Annotated in this window: 28 protein-coding genes; 16 read left to right on the forward strand and 12 right to left on the reverse strand. The window is 42.8% G+C overall.

The features are described 5' to 3' along the window. Positions 1-66: 66 nt before the first annotated feature. Positions 67-1,251 carry an HPP family protein gene (locus ACSSU7_RS09300; RefSeq protein WP_492516218.1) on the forward strand — a complete coding sequence of 395 codons (1,185 nt, stop codon included), beginning with the start codon at positions 67-69 and terminating at the stop codon, positions 1,249-1,251. A 2-nt stretch (positions 1,252-1,253) separates the two neighbouring features. Here the strand turns inward: ACSSU7_RS09300 and ACSSU7_RS09305 are convergent, their stop codons facing one another. After that, on the reverse strand, positions 1,254-2,441 hold the full coding sequence (locus ACSSU7_RS09305) for a GGDEF domain-containing protein (RefSeq protein WP_492516219.1): 1,188 nt from the start codon (positions 2,439-2,441) through the stop codon (positions 1,254-1,256). Positions 2,442-2,646: 205 nt separating this feature from the next. On the opposite strand from ACSSU7_RS09305, the gene pqqA reads away from it, so the two are divergent. Beyond that, complete coding sequence (gene pqqA / locus ACSSU7_RS09310) at positions 2,647-2,718, forward strand: pyrroloquinoline quinone precursor peptide PqqA (RefSeq protein WP_012777389.1); 72 nt, start codon at positions 2,647-2,649, stop codon at positions 2,716-2,718. 85 nt (positions 2,719-2,803) lie between these two features. Here the strand turns inward: pqqA and ACSSU7_RS09315 are convergent, their stop codons facing one another. After that, complete coding sequence (locus tag ACSSU7_RS09315; RefSeq protein ID WP_492516220.1) at positions 2,804-3,280, reverse strand: GNAT family N-acetyltransferase; 477 nt, start codon at positions 3,278-3,280, stop codon at positions 2,804-2,806. 39 nt (positions 3,281-3,319) lie between these two features. Here ACSSU7_RS09315 and ACSSU7_RS09320 point away from each other — a divergent pair, with 39 nt between their 5' ends. Further along, positions 3,320-3,694, forward strand: a complete 375-nt coding sequence (locus tag ACSSU7_RS09320) for a DoxX family protein (RefSeq protein WP_492516221.1) — start codon at positions 3,320-3,322, stop codon at positions 3,692-3,694. A gap of 53 nt (positions 3,695-3,747) precedes the next feature. Here ACSSU7_RS09320 and ACSSU7_RS09325 read toward each other — a convergent pair whose 3' ends face one another. Further along, on the reverse strand, positions 3,748-4,686 hold the full coding sequence (locus tag ACSSU7_RS09325) for a quinoprotein relay system zinc metallohydrolase 2 (protein WP_492516222.1): 939 nt from the start codon (positions 4,684-4,686) through the stop codon (positions 3,748-3,750). A gap of 111 nt (positions 4,687-4,797) precedes the next feature. Between ACSSU7_RS09325 and ACSSU7_RS09330 the strand changes: the two genes are divergently transcribed. After that, entirely contained in the window at positions 4,798-5,394 is a 597-nt protein-coding gene (locus ACSSU7_RS09330; protein ID WP_492516223.1) for a cytochrome b, read from the forward strand. A 66-nt stretch (positions 5,395-5,460) separates the two neighbouring features. Here ACSSU7_RS09330 and ACSSU7_RS09335 read toward each other — a convergent pair whose 3' ends face one another. Continuing rightward, on the reverse strand, positions 5,461-6,420 hold the full coding sequence (locus ACSSU7_RS09335; RefSeq protein WP_492516224.1) for a TerC family protein: 960 nt from the start codon (positions 6,418-6,420) through the stop codon (positions 5,461-5,463). Positions 6,421-6,569: 149 nt separating this feature from the next. After that, on the reverse strand, positions 6,570-7,442 hold the full coding sequence (gene htpX, locus ACSSU7_RS09340) for a protease HtpX (RefSeq protein WP_492516225.1): 873 nt from the start codon (positions 7,440-7,442) through the stop codon (positions 6,570-6,572). A gap of 139 nt (positions 7,443-7,581) precedes the next feature. Here htpX and nhaR point away from each other — a divergent pair, with 139 nt between their 5' ends. Continuing rightward, the gene (gene nhaR, locus ACSSU7_RS09345) at positions 7,582-8,469 is read left to right on the forward strand and encodes a transcriptional activator NhaR (RefSeq protein WP_492516226.1); all 888 of its coding nucleotides are present in this window, start codon (positions 7,582-7,584) and stop codon (positions 8,467-8,469) included. Positions 8,470-8,548: 79 nt separating this feature from the next. Then, positions 8,549-9,313: a hypothetical protein gene (locus ACSSU7_RS09350; RefSeq protein WP_492516227.1), complete on the forward strand. Its 765-nt coding sequence runs from the start codon at positions 8,549-8,551 to the stop codon at positions 9,311-9,313. A 39-nt stretch (positions 9,314-9,352) separates the two neighbouring features. On the opposite strand, the gene ACSSU7_RS09355 is transcribed toward ACSSU7_RS09350, so the two are convergent. Both ACSSU7_RS09355 and ACSSU7_RS09360 read right to left on the reverse strand, forming a co-directional pair. Then, positions 9,353-9,784 carry a UPF0158 family protein gene (locus tag ACSSU7_RS09355; protein WP_492516228.1) on the reverse strand — a complete coding sequence of 144 codons (432 nt, stop codon included), beginning with the start codon at positions 9,782-9,784 and terminating at the stop codon, positions 9,353-9,355. A gap of 30 nt (positions 9,785-9,814) precedes the next feature. Then, complete coding sequence (locus tag ACSSU7_RS09360; RefSeq protein ID WP_492516229.1) at positions 9,815-10,219, reverse strand: winged helix-turn-helix transcriptional regulator; 405 nt, start codon at positions 10,217-10,219, stop codon at positions 9,815-9,817. A 93-nt stretch (positions 10,220-10,312) separates the two neighbouring features. Between ACSSU7_RS09360 and ACSSU7_RS09365 the strand changes: the two genes are divergently transcribed. Continuing rightward, positions 10,313-11,161 (forward strand): SDR family oxidoreductase, encoded by an 849-nt coding sequence (locus tag ACSSU7_RS09365; RefSeq protein WP_492516230.1) that lies wholly within the window; start codon positions 10,313-10,315, stop codon positions 11,159-11,161. Positions 11,162-11,279: 118 nt separating this feature from the next. On the opposite strand, the gene gyrB is transcribed toward ACSSU7_RS09365, so the two are convergent. The 3 genes from gyrB to dnaA all read right to left on the reverse strand — a co-directional run bounded on the left by gyrB (position 11,280) and on the right by dnaA (position 16,545). Then, a complete protein-coding gene (gene gyrB, locus ACSSU7_RS09370) occupies positions 11,280-13,697 on the reverse strand; it encodes a DNA topoisomerase (ATP-hydrolyzing) subunit B (protein ID WP_492516231.1) in 2,418 nt (805 codons plus the stop codon). An 89-nt stretch (positions 13,698-13,786) separates the two neighbouring features. Beyond that, positions 13,787-14,887, reverse strand: a complete 1,101-nt coding sequence (gene dnaN / locus ACSSU7_RS09375; RefSeq protein WP_492516232.1) for a DNA polymerase III subunit beta — start codon at positions 14,885-14,887, stop codon at positions 13,787-13,789. A gap of 248 nt (positions 14,888-15,135) precedes the next feature. Then, the gene (gene dnaA / locus ACSSU7_RS09380) at positions 15,136-16,545 is read right to left on the reverse strand and encodes a chromosomal replication initiator protein DnaA (RefSeq protein ID WP_492516233.1); all 1,410 of its coding nucleotides are present in this window, start codon (positions 16,543-16,545) and stop codon (positions 15,136-15,138) included. 328 nt (positions 16,546-16,873) lie between these two features. Here dnaA and rpmH point away from each other — a divergent pair, with 328 nt between their 5' ends. From rpmH to mnmE, 5 genes are all read left to right on the forward strand, one after another. Further along, positions 16,874-17,008 (forward strand): 50S ribosomal protein L34, encoded by a 135-nt coding sequence (gene rpmH / locus ACSSU7_RS09385; RefSeq protein ID WP_015833284.1) that lies wholly within the window; start codon positions 16,874-16,876, stop codon positions 17,006-17,008. A 67-nt stretch (positions 17,009-17,075) separates the two neighbouring features. Next, positions 17,076-17,486, forward strand: a complete 411-nt coding sequence (rnpA, locus tag ACSSU7_RS09390) for a ribonuclease P protein component (RefSeq protein ID WP_492516234.1) — start codon at positions 17,076-17,078, stop codon at positions 17,484-17,486. A gap of 49 nt (positions 17,487-17,535) precedes the next feature. Continuing rightward, a complete protein-coding gene (gene yidD / locus ACSSU7_RS09395; RefSeq protein WP_492516235.1) occupies positions 17,536-17,745 on the forward strand; it encodes a membrane protein insertion efficiency factor YidD in 210 nt (69 codons plus the stop codon). Between the two features lie 54 nt (positions 17,746-17,799). Further along, a complete protein-coding gene (gene yidC / locus ACSSU7_RS09400) occupies positions 17,800-19,446 on the forward strand; it encodes a membrane protein insertase YidC (RefSeq protein ID WP_492516236.1) in 1,647 nt (548 codons plus the stop codon). Beyond that, complete coding sequence (gene mnmE / locus ACSSU7_RS09405) at positions 19,433-20,782, forward strand: tRNA uridine-5-carboxymethylaminomethyl(34) synthesis GTPase MnmE (RefSeq protein ID WP_492516237.1); 1,350 nt, start codon at positions 19,433-19,435, stop codon at positions 20,780-20,782. Before yidC ends, mnmE begins: the two co-directional genes overlap by 14 nt. A 116-nt stretch (positions 20,783-20,898) precedes the next feature. Here the strand turns inward: mnmE and ACSSU7_RS09410 are convergent, their stop codons facing one another. Then, entirely contained in the window at positions 20,899-21,234 is a 336-nt protein-coding gene (locus tag ACSSU7_RS09410; RefSeq protein ID WP_492516238.1) for a YegP family protein, read from the reverse strand. A gap of 520 nt (positions 21,235-21,754) precedes the next feature. Next, positions 21,755-22,204 (reverse strand): DUF1924 domain-containing protein, encoded by a 450-nt coding sequence (locus ACSSU7_RS09415; RefSeq protein ID WP_492516239.1) that lies wholly within the window; start codon positions 22,202-22,204, stop codon positions 21,755-21,757. Positions 22,205-22,483: 279 nt separating this feature from the next. Between ACSSU7_RS09415 and mnmG the strand changes: the two genes are divergently transcribed. The 4 genes from mnmG (at position 22,484) to ACSSU7_RS09435 (ending at position 26,829) form a co-directional block, all read left to right on the forward strand. Then, positions 22,484-24,403 carry a tRNA uridine-5-carboxymethylaminomethyl(34) synthesis enzyme MnmG gene (gene mnmG, locus ACSSU7_RS09420; RefSeq protein ID WP_492516240.1) on the forward strand — a complete coding sequence of 640 codons (1,920 nt, stop codon included), beginning with the start codon at positions 22,484-22,486 and terminating at the stop codon, positions 24,401-24,403. Beyond that, the gene (gene rsmG, locus ACSSU7_RS09425) at positions 24,400-25,077 is read left to right on the forward strand and encodes a 16S rRNA (guanine(527)-N(7))-methyltransferase RsmG (RefSeq protein WP_492516241.1); all 678 of its coding nucleotides are present in this window, start codon (positions 24,400-24,402) and stop codon (positions 25,075-25,077) included. Before mnmG ends, rsmG begins: the two co-directional genes overlap by 4 nt. 72 nt (positions 25,078-25,149) lie before the next feature. Then, positions 25,150-25,914, forward strand: coding sequence for a ParA family protein (locus tag ACSSU7_RS09430; RefSeq protein WP_492516242.1), 765 nt, complete (start codon positions 25,150-25,152; stop codon positions 25,912-25,914). 51 nt (positions 25,915-25,965) lie between these two features. Continuing rightward, positions 25,966-26,829: a ParB/RepB/Spo0J family partition protein gene (locus ACSSU7_RS09435; RefSeq protein ID WP_492516243.1), complete on the forward strand. Its 864-nt coding sequence runs from the start codon at positions 25,966-25,968 to the stop codon at positions 26,827-26,829. The last annotated feature ends 26 nt before the right edge of the window (positions 26,830-26,855 follow it).

A 26,855-nucleotide genomic window follows, 5' to 3' on the forward strand; every position in this document is an offset into this window, starting at 1 on the left:
ACTAATCTGGTGCGCTTAATTGGTGCATAGTGTAATATCCTTAAAAATCTACTTAGGTTCACAAGCTTGGATAAACTTAAAAACTGGCTGAAAGGCTTTGTCCCAGAACGTATTGCCGTTAATCATACCGAGCGCCTACGTGCTGGTATTGGCGCTTTTGTCGGCATTTTGTTAACTGGCCTGGTGACCGTTTTAATAGAGGGCGATACTAGTGCTATCCCCTATCTGATTGCCCCGATGGGCGCATCTGCCGTATTGTTATTCGCAGTACCCTCCAGCCCTTTAGCACAGCCATGGTCTATTATTGGTGGCAATACCACAGCAGCTCTCATTGGCGTGACTTGCGCCATATGGATCGCACACCCGGCCGCTGCCGCTGCGGTAGCAGTCAGCCTCTCCATTGTGGCCATGTTTGCGTTAAGGTGCATACATCCACCCAGCGGCGCGGTGGCACTCACAGCAGTGCTAGGCGGCGCTACTATCCATGCACAGGGCTATTGGTTTGTGTTGGCACCGGTCGCACTTAACTCGTTCATCCTGTTGCTGGTCGCCATCCTCTTCAACAATGCAACACGTCGCCCTTATCCGCACCTTACAGTAAAAGCATCTCAGCAATTAGCTAAGGATATTCCCGCTGAAATGCGCTTTGGCTTTAATACTGAAGATTTAAATGCAGTGCTTAAAGAATACAACCAAGTGCTCGACGTAAGCCGCGATGACTTGCAAAGCTTGTTACAACAAACCGAAATGCACGCTTATCGGCGCCGCTTTGGTGAGATTGTTTGTGCAGACATTATGTCTAAAAATGTGGTCAGCGTAGTGTTCGGCACCTTACTGGAAGACGCTTGGTTGCTGATGCGCCAGCATGAAATCAAAGCGCTGCCGGTGATTGATCGAGCGCGGCGTGTCGTTGGCATCATCACGCAGGCTAACTTTATGCAACATGCTAATTTAGAGGTATATGAGGGCTTTGAAACCAAGCTCAAAAGCTTTATCCGCAGAACCCATACCCTGTCTTCGCACAAGCCTGAAGTGGTAGGTCAAATCATGACATCGCCAGCCGTCACTGCATCAGCTAATATGCATATTATTGAACTGATTCCACTCATGTCGCAAACCAAGGTTCACCATCACATCCCTGTGGTTGATGATGAACGCCGCTTGGTGGGTATGGTGACGCAGTCTGATTTAGTATCTGCCCTCTACCATGGGCGCGTGGCTAACTTAAAGACGCTGGGCTTATCCTCTTAACCTCAAGATGTACCGCACATATCCATCTCGGAGTAGGTTGCTACTCGGTTACGCCCACCCTCTTTAGCACAATAGAGCGCTTTATCCGCGGCAACCACTAAATCGGCAAACTCTAAACCAATCACGCTAGAGTCTGCTACGCCGATACTCACGGTAATGTTAAGCCGCTCTTTACCTACGGTTAACGTAAACTCAGCAAAAGCCAAGCGCAGGCGCTCGGCCAAATCTAATGCCTCGCTTTCGTTGGTAGAAGTGAGCAGCATGCAGAACTCCTCACCGCCATAGCGGGCAAAGTAATCTTCAGCGCGGATAGATTTTTGCGCAATATCAGCAATGGCGCGTAACACCTTATCTCCAACTGGATGACCATAGCGATCATTGATAGATTTAAAGAAATCAAGATCAATCATCATAATCGCCAAGGTCTCGCCAGTGCGTATGCAACGCGCCCTCAGGCGCACCGCCTCTTCTTCAATCCGTCGGCGATTGAGCACGCCGGTCAGGGCATCGCGCGACGCCATTTGGTAAACGTCGGCAATCAGGCGGTGATTCAGCATCAATAACAGGCCAAACGCGGCACAAAACTGCAGCAGGCAACTGATTACGAATGGCAAGGTGTTGATAGGCGTGTTTACATGCAAGCCTATCACCGCATCCGGAGACAGAAGAATCGCCAAGCCTCGCGCGAGCATTGCCAATGCCAGTATAGAAAATGATATGCCGGTAAACCAATAGGCCACCCTGAGCGAGGCTTCAACCTTGACCAACAGTACGCGGGCACATGCAACATAAATAGCGCAGAATAAAAAAGAATTAATAATCGCCCGTGCATGAAAATCTGGGTGTACCACACTAAACCAAGTGTTGAGGCACATAATCAAGGCGATAAGCAGCACCAATATACGCCAACAAACTGGCTGCTCTTTAAAGGTTTGTATCCCGGTTAATTGTAAGCTAGCCCCCGTTGCAATCAAGGTCACGCCGACCACGGTTGCCCACTCACGCCCAGGCGTAGTTTGCCCATAAAAATAGGCAAGGCTAAAACCTAAACTGATACATAGGTTAGCAATCGCCCATTGCCTCACGCCACGTATACTGCCCACGCGCAAGCCTGCTAATTCAAACAAGCAGAAAAACATAAACGCCAACATGGAAAACATCACCATGACAGTACGTGCATCTAAACCCATGTAAACTCCTAATAACTATCGGTATTATCTATTAATTACTGATATTTAAGAAATTTATCGCAAGCTTAATCCGCCAATAATTACGTAAAATCATGATGCTGCATTCATTAAAGTACATATGTCTAGGTTGCAACTGTTCGGTATGATGCAAATCATACAAGTAAGCCATCAATATTGATGTAGATAAACCAACAGGAGAATCATTATGTGGACAACACCAGCAGCTACTGAAATGCGTTTTGGCTTTGAAGTTACTATGTACGTAATGAACAAGTAATGCGCCTTAGCCAACGATGGTTGGCAAATAAAAAGCCTGCTCAGCACTGAGCAGGCTTTTTTAATAGCTAGATAACACCTATCCCTTAAACCAATGATGCCTCTATGCGCTGCATATCCCTGTGCAAAATTCCCGCATCCTCATAAGCCTCGCTACACACCTTAAACCCAAATCTCTCATAAAACGCAATCGCATGCAGTTGCGCTGATAGCGTGATAACAGGCTGTGCTTGCTGCTGGTAATAATCTATCGCCGCATTGAGTAAGGCTGCACCCACACCTAATCCACGCCAAGGCTTTAATACCGCCATGCGGCCAATATTGCCATTGCTTAACAATCTGGCACAGCCAATAGCCCCGCCAGCCGCGCTAAGTGCCAGTAAATGTTGCGCCGCTTCATCTAAGCCATCCCACTCCAGCGCCACTGGTACGTTCTGTTCGGCGATAAATACCGTTTCCCGCACCGCCATTAGTTGTGGCGCGTGCGTTTGCCAGCTTACTTGCTGTATATTGAAACTATCTTGCAATGTTAACCCCTTGCGAGCGTTGGCAGTAACAGGCATTATGCAACCTTGGTCTTTAATTAATGATTAAGGTTTTATATGCAAAAATACTTAGCAACTGCAGCACGCGTTTTATTATCACAATTGTTCTTGGTTCAAGTTGTGGTGCTGATTATTGGTTTTACTAACAATCCTGATGGATATCAGCAATATCAAGCTACTTTAGGTAGCATGGGCTTACCTGGCATTTTTGCCCCGCTCATTATTTTAGTGAACTGTATTGGTGGCTTAGCTTTATTACTAGGTTACAAAACTAAAGCCTTTGCATTAGTCATGGCATTTTATATCGTGGGTTTAACCCTATTACTCAAATTACCACTATTGCAATACTTAGCCATTGCAGGCGGTTTGTTGCTATTGCACGCAAACCCAGACACAGGTTGCAGCATAGACAGCTGTAAGAAAAAGGCTTAACCAGCATTTAGCTTAAATCGGCAACACCGAAGCGGCTTAATCAGCCGCTTTTTTTATTCCCACTCCAGCACCGGGTATATCGTATTCACATTGCGTCGGTTAGCAATCTCAAACAGCTGCCATTTATTACGCTCACTCTCAGCCGCAGTATCCATGGTTTTTTCCATGCTGATATTGCGCTTAATGTTGCTACGTACATCGGCCAATAACACGGTTAAATAACGCTCAGCATTGTTTAAGGCTGTTAACCAATCTTTAGTCACTGGGCCATGCCCTGGCACTACTTGCTTTGCCGGGCTATCCTTCAACTTTATAATTTCCGCGATTAAGCCTTTAATATCAGCCTCCACCACTGGTGTGCGCGTGATAAATAACAAATCACCTGCAAACAAAGTACCGGTTTTTCTATCCAGCAGGGTGATATCGGTATTGGTATGGGCTGGTGGATGCGCGGTTACTACTAGCACCCGATCACCTAAATCTAGCTCCATCGTGCTGGTGACTGCCAGTGTAGGCTTAATCAAATCACTGCCCTTAGCATCCTCATGCAAAAAGCGCTCATTCAGTTTGCTGTACTGTTCACTTCGCAAATCCATGGCATGGCCTAACTTCTCATGGCCGACAAACTCGGGCTTAGGTTCATTAATGGTTTTAGGTAAAAACGCTGCATTGCCGTAAATATGGTCTGGGTGCACATGCGTGTTAATCACATACAACACTGGTAGCGCTGTTACTTTACGAATCGCCGCATGCAACTGCTCCCCTACTTTCAGGCTGCCGCCGCTATCAATCACGGCTACACCCTTGCTACCGACAATAAAACTAATATTACAGATATCCCCCTGATAGCCTGTATCAATATCTAAATGTTGCCCATGATGCACATAAACACCCTCAGCCACCGTCTCTAGCGCAAAGTTTTCATGCTGTATTTGCGCATGTGTACAGCCCATTATTGAAAATAGGCTCATGGTTATCATTAAAATTCTCATAAATGATTCCTTGCGTTAAAGTTAGCGATTAAAATAACTGCGTTTATGCAATCATTTGTGATGACTCTGGTCACAATTGGACTTCAACTGAAGTGCTATTAGGATATTACTATGAATCAAGATTCTTCACGCTATACAAAAACCGCGGTTATTCTTCACTGGTTGATCGCACTTGTGGTGATCGCCATGTTTGCACTGGGTTGGTATATGACTGAGTTGCCCAAAGAAGCTGCCAAACAAACTGCTTTTGATTTGTTCGATCTAGGTGTTTACACCTGGCATCTTGCGGAAGAAGCCAGCCCAAGAAACTTTTACTTTAACCTGCATAAATCTATCGGCGTTACCTTATTAGCACTGATTGCTCTGCGTGTGCTATGGCGCATTACACACCGCCCACCGGCGATGCTTGCTTCATACAAGGCATGGGAAAAGAAACTAGCAACTGGCACACACCATCTACTGTATTTATTAATGGTGTTAATGCCAGTGAGCGGCTTAATCATGGCCATGAGCGGCAAGTACGGCGTAAAGTGGTTTGGTATCGATATCATTGCTGGTTTAGATAACAGTACGCTGCGTGACGTATTCAAAGAAGCGCATGAGATTATCGGCGCTATCTTTCTAATTACCATCATCCTGCATATTTTAGGTGCGTTAAAACATAAGTGGATTGATAAAGACGGCACCATGAAGCGTATATCTTTTTAATTAAGATGTATTAAGCAATAAAAAAGCCCGCACAATGCGGGCTTTTTTATTGCAGACACGTTAATGCTAATCAGGCTTTCTGGTAGCAATTAAGCTCAGTAGCATACTAGTCCCCAGCACAGCGACCACTACACCCAATGACACAGCGACCGGAACCTTAAACCACTCGACAATCAGCATTTTCGTGCCAATAAAGATTAATACCAACGCCAAACCAAATTTGAGTAAGTGAAAGCGCTCTGCCATATCTGCCAGCAAGAAGTACAAGGCACGCAAACCTAATATCGCAAAAATATTGGAGGTAAACACGATAAACGGGTCATCGGTAATCGCAAAAATCGCCGGGATACTATCCATCGCAAAAATCACATCTGAAAATTCTATCAGCACCAATACCAAAAACATGGGCGTAAACCAACGCACACCGTTCTGTGTAATCCAAAACTTATCCGCATGAAACTTATCGGTAATACGCATATGCTGGCGCAACCATTTTAATAATGGATTCGTCGCTAAATTAGGCTCATGGTCAGCAAACACAAACATCTTGATACCAGTGATCAATAAAAACGCACCAAACACATACAGTACCCAATGGAACTCAGCAATTAGCCATGCCCCGACCAGTATCATTAGTGCGCGTAAGATAATCGCTCCTAGCACCCCATACACCAATATGCGCTTTTGATATTCTAACGGTACGGCAAAATAACTGAAGATCATCACAAATACAAAGATGTTATCCATCGCCAAGGTTTTTTCAAGCAAGTAACCCGTCAGGTATTCCATGGCTCTGGCATCGGCAATCGCTCTACCACTGGTATGATCAAGCCAGGCCCATAGCGCCGCGCCAAATAGCATGGCCAAGCTAAACCATACCAACGACCAAATAAGCGCCTCACGCGCCCCTACCCTATGCGCGCCTTTACGCCCTAATGCAAACATATCAATCGCTAGCATCACGATCACAAATACACCAAACCCGCCCCACATCCACCAAGCGCCTACCGACTCTAACCCACTCATGCGCGCCTCTCATTTTCTGTATCATTATTAATCTATCGGCATTACACGCCATAACGCTACCGAACATAAATAAGGCCGAGAAATACCGCTCATATCTCTCAGCCTTGGTTTACTTCATTGGCTACCTTGTTAACAGTAGCCGCTTTTACTTATTGTGCCTCACGCAATGCGGCAATACGCTCATCCAAGCCTGGGTGGCTAGCAAACAGTTTTGATAAGCCACCTTTGCCTGATATACCAAAAGCAGCCATTTGCTCAGGCAGTGCTGAAGGCTCGTGCTGCGCCTGCAAACGTTGCAGTGCTGCAATCATTTTGTTTTTACTTGATAATTTAGCTGCGCCCGCATCTGCTCTAAACTCACGTTGACGTGAAAACCACATCACAATCATCGATGCCAAGATACCTAATACAAATTGCGCAATCATCATGGTGATAAAAAATGCAGGGCCAGTGCCGCGCTCGGTTTTAAATACCACCTTATCCACAACGTAGCCAATCACGCGTGATAAGAACATCACAAACGTATTCACCACCCCTTGAATTAAGGTCAGCGTGACCATATCTCCATTGGCAATGTGCGATACCTCATGTGCCAGCACCGCCTCCGCTTCATCGCGCGTCATGGTATTTAACAAACCACTCGATACCGCTACTAGAGAGCTATTTTTAGTCATCCCGGTTGCAAATGCGTTGACTTCAGGCGTATCAAAAATAGCCACTTCCGGCATTTTAATCCCCACGGCATCCGCCTGTTGGCGCACTGTTTTTACTAGCCAGATCTCAGTCGGTGTACGCGGCTCTTCAATCACTACCGCGCCAGACATGCGTTTTGCTGTCCATTTTGAAATAGCTAGCGATATAAACGCACCACCAAAACCCATGATGGCTGAAAAAGCTAATAAATTACTTAAATCCAAGCCGTTAGCGTTTAAATATGGCTCTACACCCAAAATACGCATGGTGATAGAAAGCACAAACACTATGGCCAAGTTGGTTGCTAGAAAATATAAAATACGTTTCATATGGTCTCCTTCGGTTGAATCAACGCTTAATTAAATCAAGCATGATTATCATGTTGCTACTTTAGTATGTTTCTATATTCAATAAAAGCAGAATATTTCTGATTGATTATTCGGTTTTTACGAGCTATTGTTCATCTATATGATTAATTACAAACAATTCCATTACTTTTGGGCGGTGGCCAAAGCTGGCAGCATTGTGAAAGCCAGCAAACAACTACATTTAACGCCACAAACCATCAGCGGGCAAATTGCAATTCTTGAAGCCTCACTGGGGGTTTCATTATTCAGAAAAGTCGGGCGCGGCATTGAACTGACTGAAACTGGGGAGTTAGCACTCACTTATGCTGATGATATATTCCAAACAGGCAATGCACTAGAAGAAACATTGCGCGCAGGCTCCAAAGAACGCTCACGACTATTTAGAGTGGGTATTTCAGATGCCGTTCCCAAATCCATCGCCTATCGATTACTGGCGCCGGCAATGTCATTAGCAGAGCCAATTAAAATTATTTGCCGTGAAGGCAAACTAGAGTCTTTACTCGGTGAGCTTGCCATTCATAGACTAGATTTAGTGCTATCTGATCGGCCCATGCCGAGCGAGATTGATATTAAAGGCCGCAGCCATCAACTCTTAGAGTGCGGCTTAAGTTTCTTTGCTGCTCCTGCCCTTGTACCATCCACTGAGCTTGAATTTCCACACCAATTGAGTAACTCGCCGTTACTAGTGCCAGGTGAAGATAGTGCAGTACGTAAACGCCTGATGTCATGGCTTAACACACTGCGTATTCAGCCACAAATTGTGGGCGAGTTTGATGATAGCGCACTGATGCGTGCCTTTGGTCAAGCTGGTGTTGGTATATTCTGCGCGCCGTCCATTATCGAGGACGAAGTGATTACACAACACAATGTGATTAAAATTGGTGAGACCGATCACGTTGCCGAGCGATTCTACGCCATTTCTGTAGAACGTCGCGCCAACCATCCAGCAGTCGTCGCTGTTAATATGGCATCATCAAAGGTAAGCTAATAAACCACATCTATAGAAGAACTTATTATTTTTGCGTAGCTCATATCTAGCAATATTTGTTAAGTAATAAGGGTTAAACATGCGCAATCTAATAGTTAGTCTCTTAGCCTTTGCCTCAATGTGCTGGCTTTCCTTAAATAATGCCTACGCGTGCCTAGACTATAAATCGATTGAGCAATTAAAAGTAAATGAGGAAATGTACCTAGTCTCACGTAACGTAGCCACGATGACAGATGCAATTGAAGACAAATTGTTAGCAGTGAGTGTCGCAGCGCAAACCAAAGCGGACGTAAAACAACCAGAGAATACATGTAATGTAACTATTACTTATACATTACCCAGTGCAGATATTGATGAGGCTAACCAATTATTGAATGCCAACCCAGCTAAACGCATTATGCTGGCTGGTCAAGGTTATGAACTGCCAAGCCAAACTACACTGATCGCTAACGCAAGAGTTGAGGCTAATACTTTATCAATCCAGCACAAAGATATACTACAAAGCTCCGCACTAGGAAAAAATCGCGCTTCAGTGGAGTTGTTATATGCAACGCTCGCACAAAGCAGAGCAACGCTGAGCCCTAACAGTAAAAATACTGAATCTTGGCCAGCAAGCTTGATAGATCGAGAAATAAGTTTATGCGAAAGCGAATATATCAGCGAAAGTAACGCAAATGCCTGCACGTGTAAAACTGATTTGATTAGTAAAAAAGTGAGCCCGCGCCAATTAAAGTACATCAAATATCTAGCTAGTGACCCTTACTCCTCTGCCACGGGAGCACTTTCCAGCTATAAAGAATTGTCAGACCAACTGAGTTTCGAGTGTAAATTAAAAAAACGTTAGATATTTTCAATATTGACAGTAGATGGTGATTTAAATCTTCTACTGTTCTATATCTGTCAGATTCATTCCATTTTCCTGACACCAGGCTATCAAAGCATCATCAGAAGCTTGCGCCTCAAACGCGTACCACTTTTCTAGCAAGCCAGAGTATTGCAACATATCTTTAAAGCGCCTGTAGGCACCTCTCTTACGAAATAAACTAGCTACAAAGTTGTACTCGTGTGGTAATTCTTGATCAATAAAAGACAAAGCAAAGCTCTGACCAAGTTTTAATGCGTTTTTATGCGGCACTTGTATGTAATTTGATGAGGTTTCAAGGTCGTCAGGTACCTCTTCCTCCAGCGTCAGCACGCTGGATGTCCAGTAAATTGCGCCCGTATCTTTATCGATATAGGCATGATGCTGCGATGTTGAGCCAGAGCTCACAAATTCAAACGCATTTCTAATTTCTGTAAAGCTAACACTAAGCATTAATTATTCAATCTATTGATTCATCTAAATTTACGCATCGTTTTCACTAGTAATATCGGATTTTTTGGCTTCTAGTATTCTAGGTAAATTTATTTCTATCCAATCGACTAGCAGTTCTACCTGTTTTGCCAACTCCTCACCCACTGGCGTTAATGAATACTCTACATGCGGCGGCACTACCGGATAAGATACACGCAAAATAAAACCATCCTGCTCTAATGTTTGCAGTGTTTGTGCCAACATTTTCTCACTCACACCGCTTAATTTTCTGCGTAAATCACTAAAGCGGTGCATACCTTGCAATAACGCCACCAGCACCAACCCACCCCAACGATTAGTCACATGTTTCAGTATTTCACGTGATGGGCATTTATCTGAAAACACCTCTCCACGCAGCATGCGCTCAGATAGTGTAATTGCTTGTTGTGTAGTCATGATACTTACCTTTTTGTACGTACTTACTAATAGTAAGTATATAGATTATTATGCATTACACCAATTCATTCATCGTACTAGAAAGGTTTTTTTATGATAGTTATTACCGGCGCAACTGGCCAATTAGGCCGTTTAGTGATTGCCTCACTTTTAAAAACAATCCCTGCATCCAATATAGTAGCCGCAGTTCGAAACCCTGATAAAGCCAAAGATCTGGCCGATCTAGGCATTCAAGTACGTTATGCTGACTACAGCCAACCCCAATCATGGGATGCAGCATTAGCTGGTGCCAGCAAAGTATTACTGATTTCATCTAATGAAATCGGCCAGCGCTTCGCGCAGCACCGCACTGTGATTGATGCTGCAAAAAGAGCAAATGTTAAGTTATTAGCCTACACCAGCCTATTACATGCAGATACCTCCCCACTAGGCTTGGCAGCAGAGCATCAGGCTACCGAACAATATCTTGCAAGCGCTAATGTACCATTTGTACTATTACGTCATGGCTGGTACACCGAGAACTACACCAGCTCCTTAGCTCAAAGTATTGCCCACGGCGCCTTGTACGGATGTGCGGCAGACGGCAAAATTGCCTCAGCGAGCCGAGCAGACTATGCACAAGCAGACGTTACGGTACTCACTACAGAAAATCAGGCAGGAAAAATTTATGAATTAGCCGGCGATAGCGCTTACACACTGACAGAGTTAGCTGCAGAAGTATCCCAACAAAGCGGAAAAACCATCAACTACATCAACTTACCTGAGCAAGAGTATCAAGCCTTACTGATAAAAGTTGGCTTACCAGATGCCTTTGCGCAACTGATAGCAGATTCAGATACAGGCGCATCCCAAGGTGCACTGTATGACGACAGCAGACAACTTAGCCAATTAATAGGCAGAGCAACAACCCAATTGAAAGCAAGCGTTACGGCAGCTATCTAAGCCAATGTAGTTGAAGTAAGCATTAATCTAGATTACATTTAAAAACGGCAACCTATTTGGTTGCCGTTTTAGTTAAAACTGAAATTTAGGTTTCACGTAAATGTAAATTTACTACAAACTAAACATCCAAATTACCCACACCCAGCGCGTTATTTTCAATAAATGCACGCCTAGGCTCAACGTTATCGCCCATCAGGGTAGTGAATATCTCGTCTGCGGCAATCGCGTCATCAATTTGTACTTTGAGTAAGCGACGCACTTTTGGATCCATGGTAGTTTCCCATAACTGCTCTGGGTTCATTTCACCAAGACCTTTATAGCGTTGAATATTCAGTGTATTTTTCGCTTCACCTTGCAGCCAGTCCAGTGCTTGTTTAAACGTAGATACAGTCTGCTCTTTTTCGTTACGTTTAACAATCGCACCTACACCCACTAAACCATTGAGCATATTTGAGGTTTTTAGCAATTGTCTGTAATCACCACTGCTTAAAAATTCAGCATTAATCACACAGCATTGCAAGTTGCCGTGTACGTATTTGTTAACTTCTAAGCGGTAAGCATTAGTTTCCGCATCAAAAGCAACAATCACTTCACTACCTACCGCACCTAGAATCGGGCGCAACTTCTCTGCAATCGCATTCGCACTTGCTTCTGTGCTTAAATCGATAGCACCAGCATCCTGAATCGCTCGTAATACGCTCTCGTCATACAGTGCGGCAATACGGCGAATTACAGCTTCTGTCAGCACAACTTGTTTGGCTATTTCAGATAGAGCTTCGTCTTTTAAGATGCCAGCATTGGTTTTAGTGTCTAGCTCTGCATTTTTAAGCGCAGATTGCAGTAAATAAATATCTAACTCTTGCTCATCTTTAAGGTAACGCTCGTCCCTACCCTGTTTGACTTTGTATAACGGTGGTTGCGCAATATAAATATGGCCACGTTCCACCAACTCTGTCATTTGGCGATAGAAGAAAGTGAGTAACAAGGTACGAATGTGTGCACCATCAACGTCCGCATCGGTCATGATGATGATACGGTGGTAACGCAATTTTTCAGCACTAAAGTCTGCTTTACCAATGCTGGTGCCTAACGCAGTAATCAACGTTGCAATCTCTTGTGAGCCTAGTAGCTTATCAAAACGCGCCTTTTCTACGTTCAAAATTTTACCTTTTAGCGGCAAAATCGCCTGATTTTTACGATCTCGGCCTTGTTTGGCTGAGCCGCCCGCAGAGTCACCCTCGACTAGATAAATTTCACAAAGCGCTGGGTCTTTTTCTTGGCAATCTGCCAATTTACCAGGCAGACCCATGGTATCCATCACCCCTTTGCGGCGTGTAATCTCACGTGCTTTACGTGCCGCTTCCCTGGCACGTGCTGCTTCCACTACTTTACCGCAGATAATTTTGGCATCTGCAGGGTTTTCTTGTAAAAACTCAGCCAATTTTGCTGATACAACTTCAGACACTACCGGCTGTACTTCACTTGAAACCAATTTATCTTTAGTTTGAGATGAGAATTTAGGATCTGGCACTTTAACTGATAGTACGCAGGTAATCCCTTCACGCATATCATCACCAGTTGTTTCAACTTTTGCTTTTTTAGCCAGTTCACTTTGTTCAATATACTGGTTTAAAGTACGTGTCATTGCTGTGCGTAGGCCAGTTAAATGCGTACCACCATCACGCTGCGGGATATTATTGGTGAAACATTGCACAGTTTCACTGTAGGAGTCATTCCATTGCATAGCTACTTCAATGGTCATGCCGTCTTTTTCACCAGACGCATAAAAGGTTTTAGGATGCAGCACCGTTTTACTGCGGTTCATATACTCTACAAAGCCTTTGATGCCGCCGGAATAGGCAAAATTTTCACTTTTCCCTGTACGCTGGTCTATCAACTCAATTTTCACACCGTTATTCAAGAATGACAGCTCGCGAATACGCTTAGCTAAAATTTCAAAATGGTATTCAACCAGGACAAAGGTTTCTACTGAGGCTAAAAAGTGGACTTCTGTACCCTTTTTATCAGTTACACCAGTTTCAGCCAAAGGTGCAACTGCTTCGCCGCGGCGAAACTCCATTTGATGCACCTTACCATTACGGTAAATTTTTAACTTAAGCCAATCAGATAGCGCATTTACAACAGAAACACCTACACCATGCAAACCACCAGATACTTTGTAAGAGTTTTGGTCAAACTTACCGCCTGCATGTAGTTCTGTCATCACAATTTCAGCAGCTGAGCGTTTTACTGCCTTGATATCGTCATATTTAATATCTGTTGGAATACCACGGCCATTATCAGCCACACTTACCGAGTTATCGTGATGAATAATCACTTTAATATCATCGCAATGGCCAGCTAATGCTTCATCAATGGCATTATCCAGCACTTCAAACACCATATGGTGCAAACCAGAACCATCTGATGTATCGCCAATATACATACCTGGGCGCTTACGTACAGCATCTAAGCCCTCCAATATTTTAATACTGGATGAATCGTAATCTGGTGATATTGCGTTGTTTTCACTCATACTTATTTTCTTTACTTTAAAGTTATCTTTAAATTTAGTATTTTTAACTAAGTAAAAATACTAAAGCTTTGTTTCACGTGAAACACTAGTTAGATGCGCATTGGCATCACAACATATTTGTAATCTGGGTTATTCGGCAGAGTAATTAAGCAGCTGCTATTTGCATCTGCAAATGAGAAAGTCACTTGCTCACTATTGGTATTGTTAAGCACATCAATTAGATAGGTAACATTAAAGCCTATATCCAGCGTATCACTGCCATAAGCGATTTCTAATTCTTCCTCAGCTTCTTCCTGGTCGCTATTAGTACTAATTAATTTTAAATTATTATTACTTAACACCATGCGAATACCACGATATTTTTCATTCGATAAAATAGAAGCGCGTTGCATTGCTAACAATACACCCAAACGCTCTGTGGTAAATGTATTTTGATGCCCAGTTGGAATTACACGGTTGTAATCAGGAAACTTACCATCAATCACTTTAGAAATCAGCCTAATATTACCAAAACTAAAGTTAACTTGGTTCTTAGCAATTTCTACGCTAACGTCCTCTTCACTATCATCCAATAGCTTAATTAACTCAATTACTGTTTTACGAGGCAAGATAACATCTTGTTTTTCATAGATTTCTTTTAATTCAGTCGAAGTAAAACTTAAGCGATGACCATCGGTACCCACTATATTTAAACGATTAGCAACGACCTCTACCAATAAGCCATTTAAATAATAACGAATGTCTTGTTGTGCCATCGCAAACTCAACTTGCTTCAATAATTCTTTTAATTGTCTTTGTGGAATAGTAATCACAGTACCTTGAGACTGAGTTTTAGTCATGACTGGATAATCAGCCGCAGGCAATGTTTGTAAATTAAAACGGCTCTTACCCGCTTTAACCGTAATACGGCTGTCATTAGTCGCCATATTAATATCAGAGTTATCAGGTAGTGATCTGCAAATATCTAATAATTTTTTCGCCGATATCGTCGTTGAAAAATCATTACTGGTAGCACTGTCTACAGATAGCGAAATTTGCATTTCTAAATCAGTTGCCGTTAGATGAATTTTGTTTTGTTTAGCTTCAAGTAATAAGTTAGACAAAATAGGTAGGGTATGTCTCTTTTCAACAATACTTGTAACTGAAGTTAACGGTTTTAATAACGTTTCACGGTTGATTTGTATATTCATTTCTATAACCTAAATAATATATATATAAAATAATAACAATAATAATGTTGCATTTTTTTGTGCATAACTACTTTTTGTTTAATATTTTCAATAGTTTGCAACAAGTTTTTTTATCTTGGTAAAAACATAATCTACTGTGGGTCAATTGTTGATTAAATTTCCAAAATTTCTTAATCACAACCTTATGCTAATTTTATCCACAACTTATCCTTAACCCCATTGTAGAAAATTACGCAAATTTTTACTGTTTAATCCCTAATTACCTGTATTAAAAACCCTATATCTCTAGCAATCGTTGCGTCATTTTGTCTTAATAAATCAATCTCATCACATGCATGCATTACAGTTGTATGATGTCTTCCACCAAATGCCTCACCAATTTCAGGAAAGCTATGATTGGTTAATTCACGTGATAACGCCATGGCAATTTGTCTAGGGCGTGCAAAATTACGTGTTCTTTTTTTGCTATACATCTCTGCTACTTTTATTTTGTAATAATCAGCAACAGTTTTCTGTATGTTTTCCATCGTGACTTGACGGCCACGTACCGCGATTAAGTCACGTAATGCGTCTTTAGCGAGATGTACATCAATGGCATGACCTGTAAACTTAGACATGGCAATAATGCGGTTTAAGGCCCCTTCTAGCTCACGTACGCTAGATCTAATCTGTTTAGCGATAAAAAATGCAACATCTTCAGGCAGATTAAGATTTACTGCCTCTGCTTTTTTAAGCAGAATCGCTACGCGCATTTCTAGTTCTGGCGGCTCAACGGCAACAGTTAGACCCCAACTAAAGCGGGTTCTTAAGCGCTCATCTACGTCGGCAATTTCTTTAGGGTAAGTGTCACAAGTGATGACAATTTGTTTTTTTGCTTCAATTAATGAGTTAAACGCATAGAAGAACTCTTCTTGTGTACGCGTTTTTTTAGCAAAAAACTGAATATCATCAATCAGTAACAAATCCAATGAATGGTACTGGCGTTTAAATTCATCAAAGGCTTTATGTTCATACGCTTTAACCACATCCGACACATAGCGCTCTGCATGCAAATAGCGAATCTTTGCATCGGGGTTATGTAACCTTAGTTCGTTGCCTATAGCTTGTAATAAGTGGGTTTTACCTAAACCTACACCACCGTAGATAAATAAAGGGTTATAGGCGCTGCCAGGATTTTCAGCCACTTGTATCGCAGCTGCGCGCGCTAACTGGTTAGCACGGCCAGTTACGTAGTTATTGAAATTAAACGTAGGGTTTAAATTTGAAGTGTCTATATTTTTATTAGCGACTACTGCTGCTTTTTTGGTTTTAGCCAATACTTCGCTTAAATTGTGTTTAATGCTCTCAGATTTTATGTCATTGATTGCTAGTTTGTTTTCAGCAGCAACTTTTTTAACTGGTACTTCTGGAGTAGCTTTGGCTGTAGTATCGCCTAGCACTAATTCAATTTGGATATTAGGCTTATGCTCTTGCGCAAATTGTTCAATTTTTTTCAAAAATCGATCTTTAACCCACTGCATTACAAAGCGATTAGGCGCTAAGATGCGTACAGCATCACCGTCAACTTCAGTTTGCAGCGGTTTGATCCAAGTATTGAATTGTTGTGCTGAAAGTTCTTTCTGAAATTTAGAAAGACAAGCAGGCCAAAAATTTTCCATCTGTAGTGATATACCTTAGTTTGTACAGTTATTTTTAACTAACGTATTGAAATAACAACGATTGTATGAGTTAGTAACTTATTGTTTTTATTTTATTTTTTGGTAAAATAGCGTACAAGTAAACGCTAATCTATCCACTGCATTTTAGCTGGTTTATCACAACTTATCCACAGCCATTTTCAAAATTAGCGAATAAAATTTTTATAAATTAAAACTGATAATAATTAAAAAGTTAGCTTGATTAATAAAACCAAATAAACGTTGACAAAACACTGTGTTATCGGGTCTAATAGCGCCCTTTGTAGCATTTTGCTCGTCGGAGATACACATGAAACGTACATATCAACCTTCTAAAACACGTCGCGCACGTACACATGGCTTTTTAGTTCGCATGAAAACTAAAGGTGGTCGCGCTGTTATCGCTGCTCGTCGCGCTAAAGGTCGTTCACGCTTAGGTCTATAAGTTAGTAGCGCCATTGGCGTTACTTTCGCTGTATGTGTCAGTTTAATTACAGTAGAAACTTAATATAGTGCGCACGCTTAGGTTTACGAAAAAAGCTAAGCTTATTAAAACGGATGAATTTTCATCCGTTTTTAATTTCCGCAAACGTATTTTTGCACAATTCCTAGCTGTTCATTATCAGCCTAATACTTTAGGTCATGCTCGCCTAGGTTTGGTTGTTGGTAAGAAAACAGCGAAATCGTCAGTACATAGAAACTACATGCGGCGTGTGTTGCGGGAGTTTTTTCGGCTACATCAACATAGCATTAACCCCGTAGATCTAGTGGTGCGCGTGCAGAAAAAGTTTAATAAAAAAGATTTTTTATCTGTAGTGCAAGAGTTTGATTCTTTGCTCAAAAAAATTAACCTGCGCACCTCATTAAATACTCAGCAAAACAACAGCAATGCTTCACCATTAAAAGGTAATCAGCCTTTATAATGCATGATACTTACTACGCTGTGCGCATGATTTTTTTGTGATAACGGAAATGTCGCGTTTATTGATTTGGTTAATTAAAGGATATCAATTAATTTTGAGTCCTTTTTTTGGGCAACAATGCCGCTTTTACCCTACTTGCTCACAATATGCAGTAGAGGCGATTCATAAGCATGGCGCTGTGCGCGGTAGTTACTACATGGTTCATCGGTTATGCCGCTGTCACCCCTGGTGTGAGGGTGGGCATGATCCAGTACCTTAAACTCTCTTTTCAGTTGCATTACTAATATTTTATATAGATTGCTTATAAAACAATATGGATACAAGACGTTTAGTATTATTCGTAATTTTTTCAATGTCTATTTTGATGTTATGGGATGCATGGCAAACTAAACATGCGCCTGCAGCGGTAGCGCCAGTTGCTACTGTAAGCTCAGTTCCCAATACAGATGTCGGCGCTGCTGCAGGCGCCATCGATACCCCTGTTGATACTGCTTATGCATTGAAGTCTGGCCAAAATATCGCAGTCACTACTGATTTATATAAAATCAACATCAATACCATGGGTGGTGATTTACGTAAATTAGAGCTACGTAAGCATCGCGCAAATAACAGCCAATCTAATTACTTGTTGTTGGATGACGCAGCAAAACCTATGCTTTATGTTGCGCAAACAGGCTTGATTGGTCAGGATTTACCTACTCACAACACACTTTTCACCAGCACGGCGCCAAGCTACCAGATGCAAGAAGGTCAAGATAAGCTTGAAGTGCGCTTAAGTGCCGTAAGCAATGGTGTGACTGTTAATAAGGTATACACCTTCCATCGTAATCGCTACGAAATTGACGTGAATTACGAAATCAAAAACGATACTAGCGCTGCTATTACCCCAGTTGTTTATTATCAAATCGTGCATGACAGTGAGTCTAACCAAGGCTCAGCATTAATGCCAACGTTTACAGGCGGCACTTATTATACAGAAGCAAGTAAATTCAAAAAACTTGCATTTAAAGACATGGCAAAAGAGCCATTAAATATCAGCTCAAACGATGGTTGGGTTGGTATATTGCAACATTATTTTGTAAGTGCTTGGATCCCTAAAGATGGTTTAGCTCGTAAGTTTTATACTGAAAAACTAAGCAGCAATATTTTTAGAATTGGTACCAAAAGCACATTAAGCACAATTCAACCAGGTGCTAGCCTTGCTGTGCCTGCCCGCCTCTACTCTGGCCCACAAACCAAGGCTGATTTAATTGCTGCTGCACCAGGTTTGGAGTATAGCGTTGACTATGGCTGGCTAACAGTGATTGCCTCGCCATTGTTCTGGTTACTATCAAAAATTCATTCTTTGGTGCAAAACTGGGGTGTGGCGATTATCTTGCTTACCATTTTGATTAAAGCAGCATTCTTTAAACTTTCTGCTTCTGGTTATCGTAGCATGGCGCAAATGCGTGAGTTGGCGCCTCGTTTACAATCAATGAAAGAGAAATTTGGTGATGACCGCCAAAAAATGCAGATGGCAATGATGGATCTCTACAAAAAAGAGAAGATCAACCCGATGGGTGGCTGCTTCCCTATTTTGATTCAAGTGCCTGTATTTATTGCACTTTATTGGGTGTTGTTAGGCTCTATCGAGTTGCGTCATGCGCCGTTCTTTGGCTGGATTCAGGACTTGTCAGCAATTGATCCGTTCTACATTCTGCCGATACTGATGGGTGCTACCATGATCGTGCAAACTAAATTAAACCCTAAACCTACAGACCCTATGCAGGCTAAAGTAATGACTTGGATGCCTGTAGTATTTAGTGTTTTCTTCTTCTTCTTCCCAGCAGGCTTGGTGTTGTATTGGTTGGTGAATAACGTACTTTCTATTGCACAGCAATGGTATGTTAATAAAATGATTCACGCAGAATCTGTTGCCAAAAAGCAAAGCCACGTAAAAAAATCAGGTGAACATCACTAATTCCTCCGACACCATTGCTGCCATCGCCACTGCTAGTGGTGCTGGCGGTATTGGCGTTGTAAGGGTCTCAGGGCCTTTATCTCAAAGCATTGCAGTCAGTGTGCTTGGACATTGCCCCAAGTCACGCCACGCTGCTTACCTCGACTTCCTGCAGGCCGATGGCGATTTAATCGATCGTGGCATTGCCATTTTTTACCCTAATCCACACTCCTATACCGGTGAAGATGTGCTTGAGTTGCAAGGCCATGGCGGTACAGCGCTAATGCAAATATTGCTAGCTAGGTGTATTGCACTTGGTGCGCGTCAGGCAGAGCCGGGTGAGTTTACTCGACGCGCTTACCTTAATGATAAGATGGATTTAGCGCAGGCGGAGGCAGTTGCTGATGTTATTAATGCTGCCACGATTGAAGCTGCAAAAAGTGCAGTACGTTCATTGTCTGGCGAGTTTTCACAGCGGATTAACACCCTACTTTCCAAGTTAATTGATTTACGCATGTATGTAGAAGCGTGCTTGGATTTTCCTGAAGAGGAAATTGACTTTATCACGCAAGGGCGAGTCGCGGAAAAATTGGACACGATTATTGCCGAACTACGTTCCGTATTTGCAAAAGCTAAACAAGGTAGTTTGTTGCGTGAAGGTATTAATGTTGTTTTAGTTGGTCAGCCTAATGTGGGTAAATCCAGCTTGATGAATCAGTTAGCTGGTGAAGAAGTTGCCATCGTGACATCTATTGCAGGGACAACACGCGATACCATTAAGAATGCAATACAAATTAATGGTGTGCCTTTACATGTGATTGATACTGCAGGTCTGCGTGAAACAGACGATGAAGTAGAAAAATTTGGCATTGCGCGAACTTGGCGAGCTACAGAAACAGCTAATATCGCATTATTATTGGTAGATGCAGCTCATGGTATTACTGAAACAGAAAAATCGATTTTAGCTAGGTTGCCGCAAGAAATTCCCAAAATTTGGGTGCACAATAAAATTGATGTGACGCAAGAACCGGCTTTGATTGAACAAAAAGAGCTTGCTACGCATATTTATATTTCTGCAAAAACAGGTGTTGGGGTTGATCTGCTAAAAAGTCATTTGCTGAAATTAGCAGGCTACCAGAATAATGCTGAGGGTGTTTTTATGGCACGTGCTAGGCATTTATCTGCATTGACACAAGTTGCTGAGCATTTGGATTTGGCGGCGAGTCAAATTAACTCAGCGGAGTTGGTGGCTGAAGAGTTACGTCTGGCACAAGAAGCGTTAAGCACTATTACCGGAGAGTTTACACCTGATGATTTATTGGGTGAAATTTTCTCTAAATTCTGTATCGGAAAATAAGTCAGATTTCTACTCAACTTAGCGTTGGATTGTTATTTACGCGCTTACTGGGGCTTGAGATTGCGGTTGTTTAATAAAAAATAGCGCCCAATATAGGCGCTATTTTTTTGTAATTCTTAAGCTGTTAGGTCTGTAATGGTTGCTTCTGGGCCATTTTTCTTCACAGATTCAATGCCGTTGTCACGTGAAGCTTCGCTTTCATATAATTGGCTTTGGCCAATAATTTGATGATTAGCTGCTTTAAGTACAAAGTATGGCTTCTCAGTTTTTGATACTAGGCGCTCATAGCGTGCATCATCAGCTGCATTTTTTTGAATAGAGGCGATACCATTTAATGCGCTGGCTTTAGTCTCATACATTTCAGACTGCAAGATAATTTGGCCATTACCTGCCAATAAGTTAAAGTGAAATTGACCACTTTTTGCCGTTTTTAATTCAAATTTCCCAGCCATAAAATTCTCCTTAGTATTATTTGTCGGTCTAATGTTCGTTTCTACACCAATTGCTATATGTACTATAGGCGCGCATGAGTGTGCAAGTCAATACCAATACGTAATGTCTGTAAGCGTTGCTAGCAAAAGCAGAGGATTGTTTCACGTGAAACATATTAATGTACTTGAGTTGCGCAAATAGTATTTGGATGAACTTGTGTTTATATGTTGTTGGAAAGTAAATATTTGGTATGAATTAAACTGAGATTAACGCTGTTGCTTCTAGATGGCATGGTTGTAGTTCTGTGTGTGACTTCAGTTGTGTAAGGCTTGAGTTGTGATTTGGCGGGCTGCCCTGCCTTGTTTGATCTGGTTAAATAGCAGGGATTGGCGATGAGTATTGCTGGCAAACCTGGTAATTGCATTGCATCAAATCGTCCTATAGAGATGCTTTGGGCACAGTTGAAGGTATTCGCTGGAAATGGACATAAAAAAAGCAGAGCCTCTTTAGAGGCTCTGCTTTTTAACTAATAATCGCTAATTATTTTTTAGCTGAAGGTGTTCTTTCGGTTAATAGATAAATGATGTAGTTAGCTTTTTCAGCTGCTGTACAATCTGCACCGATAATTTCGTTGCAATGTTCAGTGAATTTCTCTTCAACTTTATCTAAGTCTTTAAAGCGTTTGTTGTTAACTGCAGGTGAAAGTGGCTCAATTGATTTGCCAGTTAATGCGTGTTTACCTGGGTTAGCTGGGTTGGTTGTATGGCATGAAGCACAGGCCATTTCTTTGCCGTTAGGCATTTTAATCTTGCGGTTAAAGAACATCTTACCTTCTGTTACAGAAGATACGAATTCTGGATTAACCGTTTGTGCGATGCCGATGTATTTTTTTGTTAACGCTTCGGCGTTGGTAACATTTGCTTGCGCAGCATGGGCTGTAAGTGAAGCAAAACCTAGTAACGCGGCCAAAATGATATGGGTGTGTTTCACGTGCGACTCCTTAGTAATAAACCAATAAAACCAAATCTTGTTAAAAAAGTATATTGATTGTGATTGTTATAATATGACTCAATTCTAAACCAATTATAGCTTGCATGATATCGATTAACATGAATTTTATTGCTATTTTGTGAAGAAAATATGACTGCGTGCTAATTTTCGATTGTTTCACGTGAAACATTGATTATAAGTAGCGTTATGCATGACCTAGACTTGAGTTTAAGTTAAACTGCTACCTCTTGAGTAATAACGTTTTTTTGTGATTAAAATATGAATTTTCCTGATATTTTTGATGTGATTGTGGTCGGCGGCGGTCATGCCGGTACTGAGGCGGCGCTTGCGAGTGCAAGAATGGGTCAAAAAACCTTATTGCTCACACATAATATTGAAACCCTGGGCCAAATGTCTTGCAATCCGAGTATAGGCGGCATTGGTAAGGGGCATTTAGTTAAAGAGATTGATGCATTGGGTGGTGCGATGGCGGCCGCTACAGATGAAGGTGGTATTCAGTTTCGTATATTAAACTCAAGTAAGGGCCCTGCTGTACGTGCAACGCGGGCGCAAGCAGACCGTGTACTCTATAAAGCAGCGATTCGGCATCGCCTAGAAAATCAAGAAAACCTTTGGTTATTTCAGCAGGCGGTAGATGACATTATTTTAGAGGGTGAGCGTGCTACTGGTGTAGTGACGCAGATTGGTCTACGTTTTGCAGCAAAATCTGTAGTACTAACTGCGGGTACGTTTTTGGGTGGTCTAGTGCATGTGGGTTTGCAAAACTATCAAGCCGGCCGTGCTGGTGACCCCCCTTCCATTTCCTTGGCTGCACGTTTACGTGAAATCGGTTTGCCAGCTGGGCGTTTGAAAACCGGCACGCCGCCGCGTATTGACGGGCGCACTATTGATTACTCTGTAATGACGATACAGCCTGGTGATGATCCAGTGCCTGTGTTTTCGTTTTTGGGTAATGCGTCACAACATCCGGCGCAATTGCCGTGCTGGATTACACATACCAACGAACGTACACATGACATTATACGCAGTGGCTTAGATCGCTCACCCATGTATACAGGCGTGATTGAAGGCGTGGGCCCACGTTACTGCCCTAGCGTGGAAGATAAAATCCACCGCTTTGCTGATAAAGAGTCGCATCAGATTTTCCTAGAGCCAGAGGGTTTGGCTACTAATGAAATTTATCCGAATGGTATTTCAACCAGTTTGCCTTTTGATATCCAACTAGCTTTGGTGCGTTCGGTACGCGGTTTGGAGAATGCGCATATTCTGCGCCCAGGTTATGCGATTGAATATGACTATTACGACCCGCGCGGCTTGAAATCAAGTTTAGAAACAAAAGCGGTGCAGGGTTTGTTTTTTGCGGGCCAAATTAACGGTACAACTGGTTACGAAGAAGCGGCAGCGCAAGGTTTACTGGCTGGCGCTAATGCGGCATTGTATGCACAAGGTAAAGAGGCGTGGTGTCCAGCACGTGATGAGGCATACTTAGGTGTGCTGGTGGATGATTTAATCACGCGTGGTGTGAGTGAGCCGTACCGTATGTTTACCAGCCGTGCAGAGTATCGTTTGCAGCTGCGCGAAGATAATGCAGATATGCGTTTAACTGAAATCGGTAGAAAACTTGGTTTGGTGGATGATGTGCGCTGGGAAGCATTTAGCCGCAAAAAAGAGGCAATTGAGCGTGAGCAGGAACGTCTGAAAAAAACCTTTGTGCAGCCTGCCAACTTGAGTGCTGAAGTGATGCAAACCGTGTTTGGTAAGCCGCTGGAGCATGAGTATAGTTTGTTTGAGTTATTGCGTCGCCCAGAGGTGAGTTACGATGCTGTGCTTAGCTTGGATGGTTTAGGTTTAGGGGAAGTAGAGCCTGCTGTACGTGAGCAAGTAGAAATTGCCGCTAAGTATCAGGGTTATATTGACCGCCAAGTAGAAGAAGTAGCGCGTAGTCGTGGCCAAGAAAATACCCTATTGCCCAAGGATTTAGATTATCGGGAGATTCATGGTTTGCCGATAGAAGCACAGCAAAAATTAAATGCACATAAGCCTGAGACGATAGGTCAGGCTAGCCGTATTTCTGGTATTACGCCGGCGGCGATTTCACTTTTGCTGGTTTACTTAAAACGTAAATCACGCGTAAAGAGTTTGGATAACACAAATACAGATATGGGAAATGTAGCATGACGGCCGCTATGCCAAAAAATCTCAAGCAGGACGATCGTGCGCAGCTGCAGGCGAAGCTGGGGAGCGGCTTAGATGAGATGGGAATCACCCTACTCCCCGAGCAAAAGAAAAAACTACTTGATTACGTTGCTTTAATCTATAAATGGAATCAGGTGCACAACCTGACCGCGGTGCGCGAACCTATGGAAATGGTAACGTTACATATATTGGATAGTTTGTCTGTGTTGACGCACATTGAAAGTAAACACTTACTTGATGTTGGTGCAGGTGCTGGCTTACCAAGTATCCCGCTGGCGATTTGCTTACCAGCGCTACAGGTGACTGCGATAGATGCGGTGCAAAAAAAAGTGAGCTTCATGCGCCAAGTAAAAGCTGAGCTAGGTCTGACAAACTTTACCGTCATTCACGGACGTATTGAAGAGCAAGCTGTGCCAAGTAAAGAGATGCCGGAAAAGTTTGATGTCATCATCTCGCGTGCATTTTCAGAAATCGCCCTGTTTATCAAACTTACCAAACATTTGCTGGTGGATGGTGGTTCATGGCTGGCGATGAAAGGTGTAGTGCCTGAGCATGAGTTTAAAAAGAGCAGCATTAAGCCTACAGAAATTCGTACGCTGAAAGTGGCTGGCTTGGATGCTGAGCGACATTTGGTAGTGTTAAAGCAAGATACGTAGTTAGTTAACTGAGCAGTTTTGAGTGCCAAATCGGGCATGAGCGTAATCATTAAAAATGCAAAGAAAAATATAATGAAAATATTGGCAATCACAAATCAAAAAGGTGGTGTAGGTAAAACTACAACTTGCGTCAATTTGGCGGCAAGTCTGGCTAGCCTGGGTAAGCGTGTATTGTTGATAGATTTGGATCCGCAAGGCAATGCAAGCACTGGCAGTGGCATAGATAAAGCGCATCTTAAATTAAGTATCTACCACGTGCTGATTGGTGAGAAAACATTAAAAGAAGTCGTGGTGCACAGTGAAAAAGGCGGTTTTGATATTGCACCATCCAATCGAGAGTTGGCTGGTGCGGAAGTAGAGTTGGTCAATGAGTTGGCGCGTGAGAATCGCCTGAAAGCGGCCATTACAAAATTGGGCGACAGCTACGACATCGTATTGCTGGATTGCCCCCCTGCCCTCAATTTAGTCACAGTAAATGCACTCACCGCTGCTAATGCTGTGATGATTCCGATGCAGTGTGAATACTATGCGCTGGAGGGTTTGTCTGATTTGGTGAATACCATTAAAAAAGTGCGTGCACATTTAAACCCAACCTTGGAAATAGAGGGTTTGTTGCGCACGCTGTTTGATAACCGCAATATGTTAGCCCAGCAGGTTTCTGCACAATTAATTAGTCACTTTGGCGATAAGGTCTACAAGACCGTGATCCCGCGCAATATTCGTTTAGCCGAGGCGCCAAGCTACGGAGTGCCGGTGTTGAGTTACGATAAAAGCTCTAAAGGTGCAGTGGCATACATGGAGTTGGCACAAGAAATTACCAATAGAGATAGAGTCTGAAGCCAGTTTTAGAGTTTATCCAAAAAAATATAAGTTAAAAGAGAAGCAGATATGGTTAAGTTAAAAGGTTTAGGGCGTGGCCTTGATGCCCTACTCGCTGGGGATATGGGGAGTGTTGGCGAGGCAGATTCGCTCATGATGCTCAAAGTTGAGCAGTTGCGTCCTGGTAAATATCAGCCAAGAAGTTATATGGATGAAGCCGCCCTTAAGACATTGGCTGATTCAATTAAAGCGCAAGGCATTATGCAGCCGATTCTTGTGCGCCAATTGGCGGACGAGCAGTATGAGATTATTGCTGGTGAACGCCGCTGGCGTGCGAGTCAGCGTGCCGGCTTGGTTGAGGTACCGGTGCTGGTGCGTGAAATAGCGGACGAATCAGCATTGGCGATGGCGTTGATCGAAAATATCCAGCGCGAAAATCTGAACCCATTAGAAGAAGCGCAAGGTATCAAGCGCTTAATCGACGAGTTTGCCATGACGCATGAAAAAGCCGCAGATGCAGTTGGGCGCTCGCGCGTAGCGGTGTCCAATCTGTTGCGCTTACTCACCTTAACCGATGCTGTGCAAGAAATGCTGTTGCACGGTAAGTTGGATATGGGGCATGCTCGTGCGCTGGTTGGGCTGGAGGGTGCGCAGCAAGTGATGTTAGCTGAGCAGATTGTGCATCAGCGTTTGTCTGTGCGCGAAGCAGAGGCGCTGGTCAAGAAGATTGGCGAGCAACCCGCACAAACTGCTGCAAAACCAACGCCAGCAGTGAAAGAGGATCAGGATGTAATCCGGCTGCAGGAAACCTTAAGTGATAAGCTTGGTGCAAGCGTGAGCATTAAGGCAAGTGCAAATGGTGCTGGTGTATTAAAAATTAACTACACAAATTTAGATCAGCTGGACGATATTATTAGCAGAATTGCACGCTAAGTGTTTCATTTACTTACAACTTAGCT

The sequence above is a fragment of the Methylotenera sp. E1MeOHC1 genome (genome assembly GCF_058745595.1).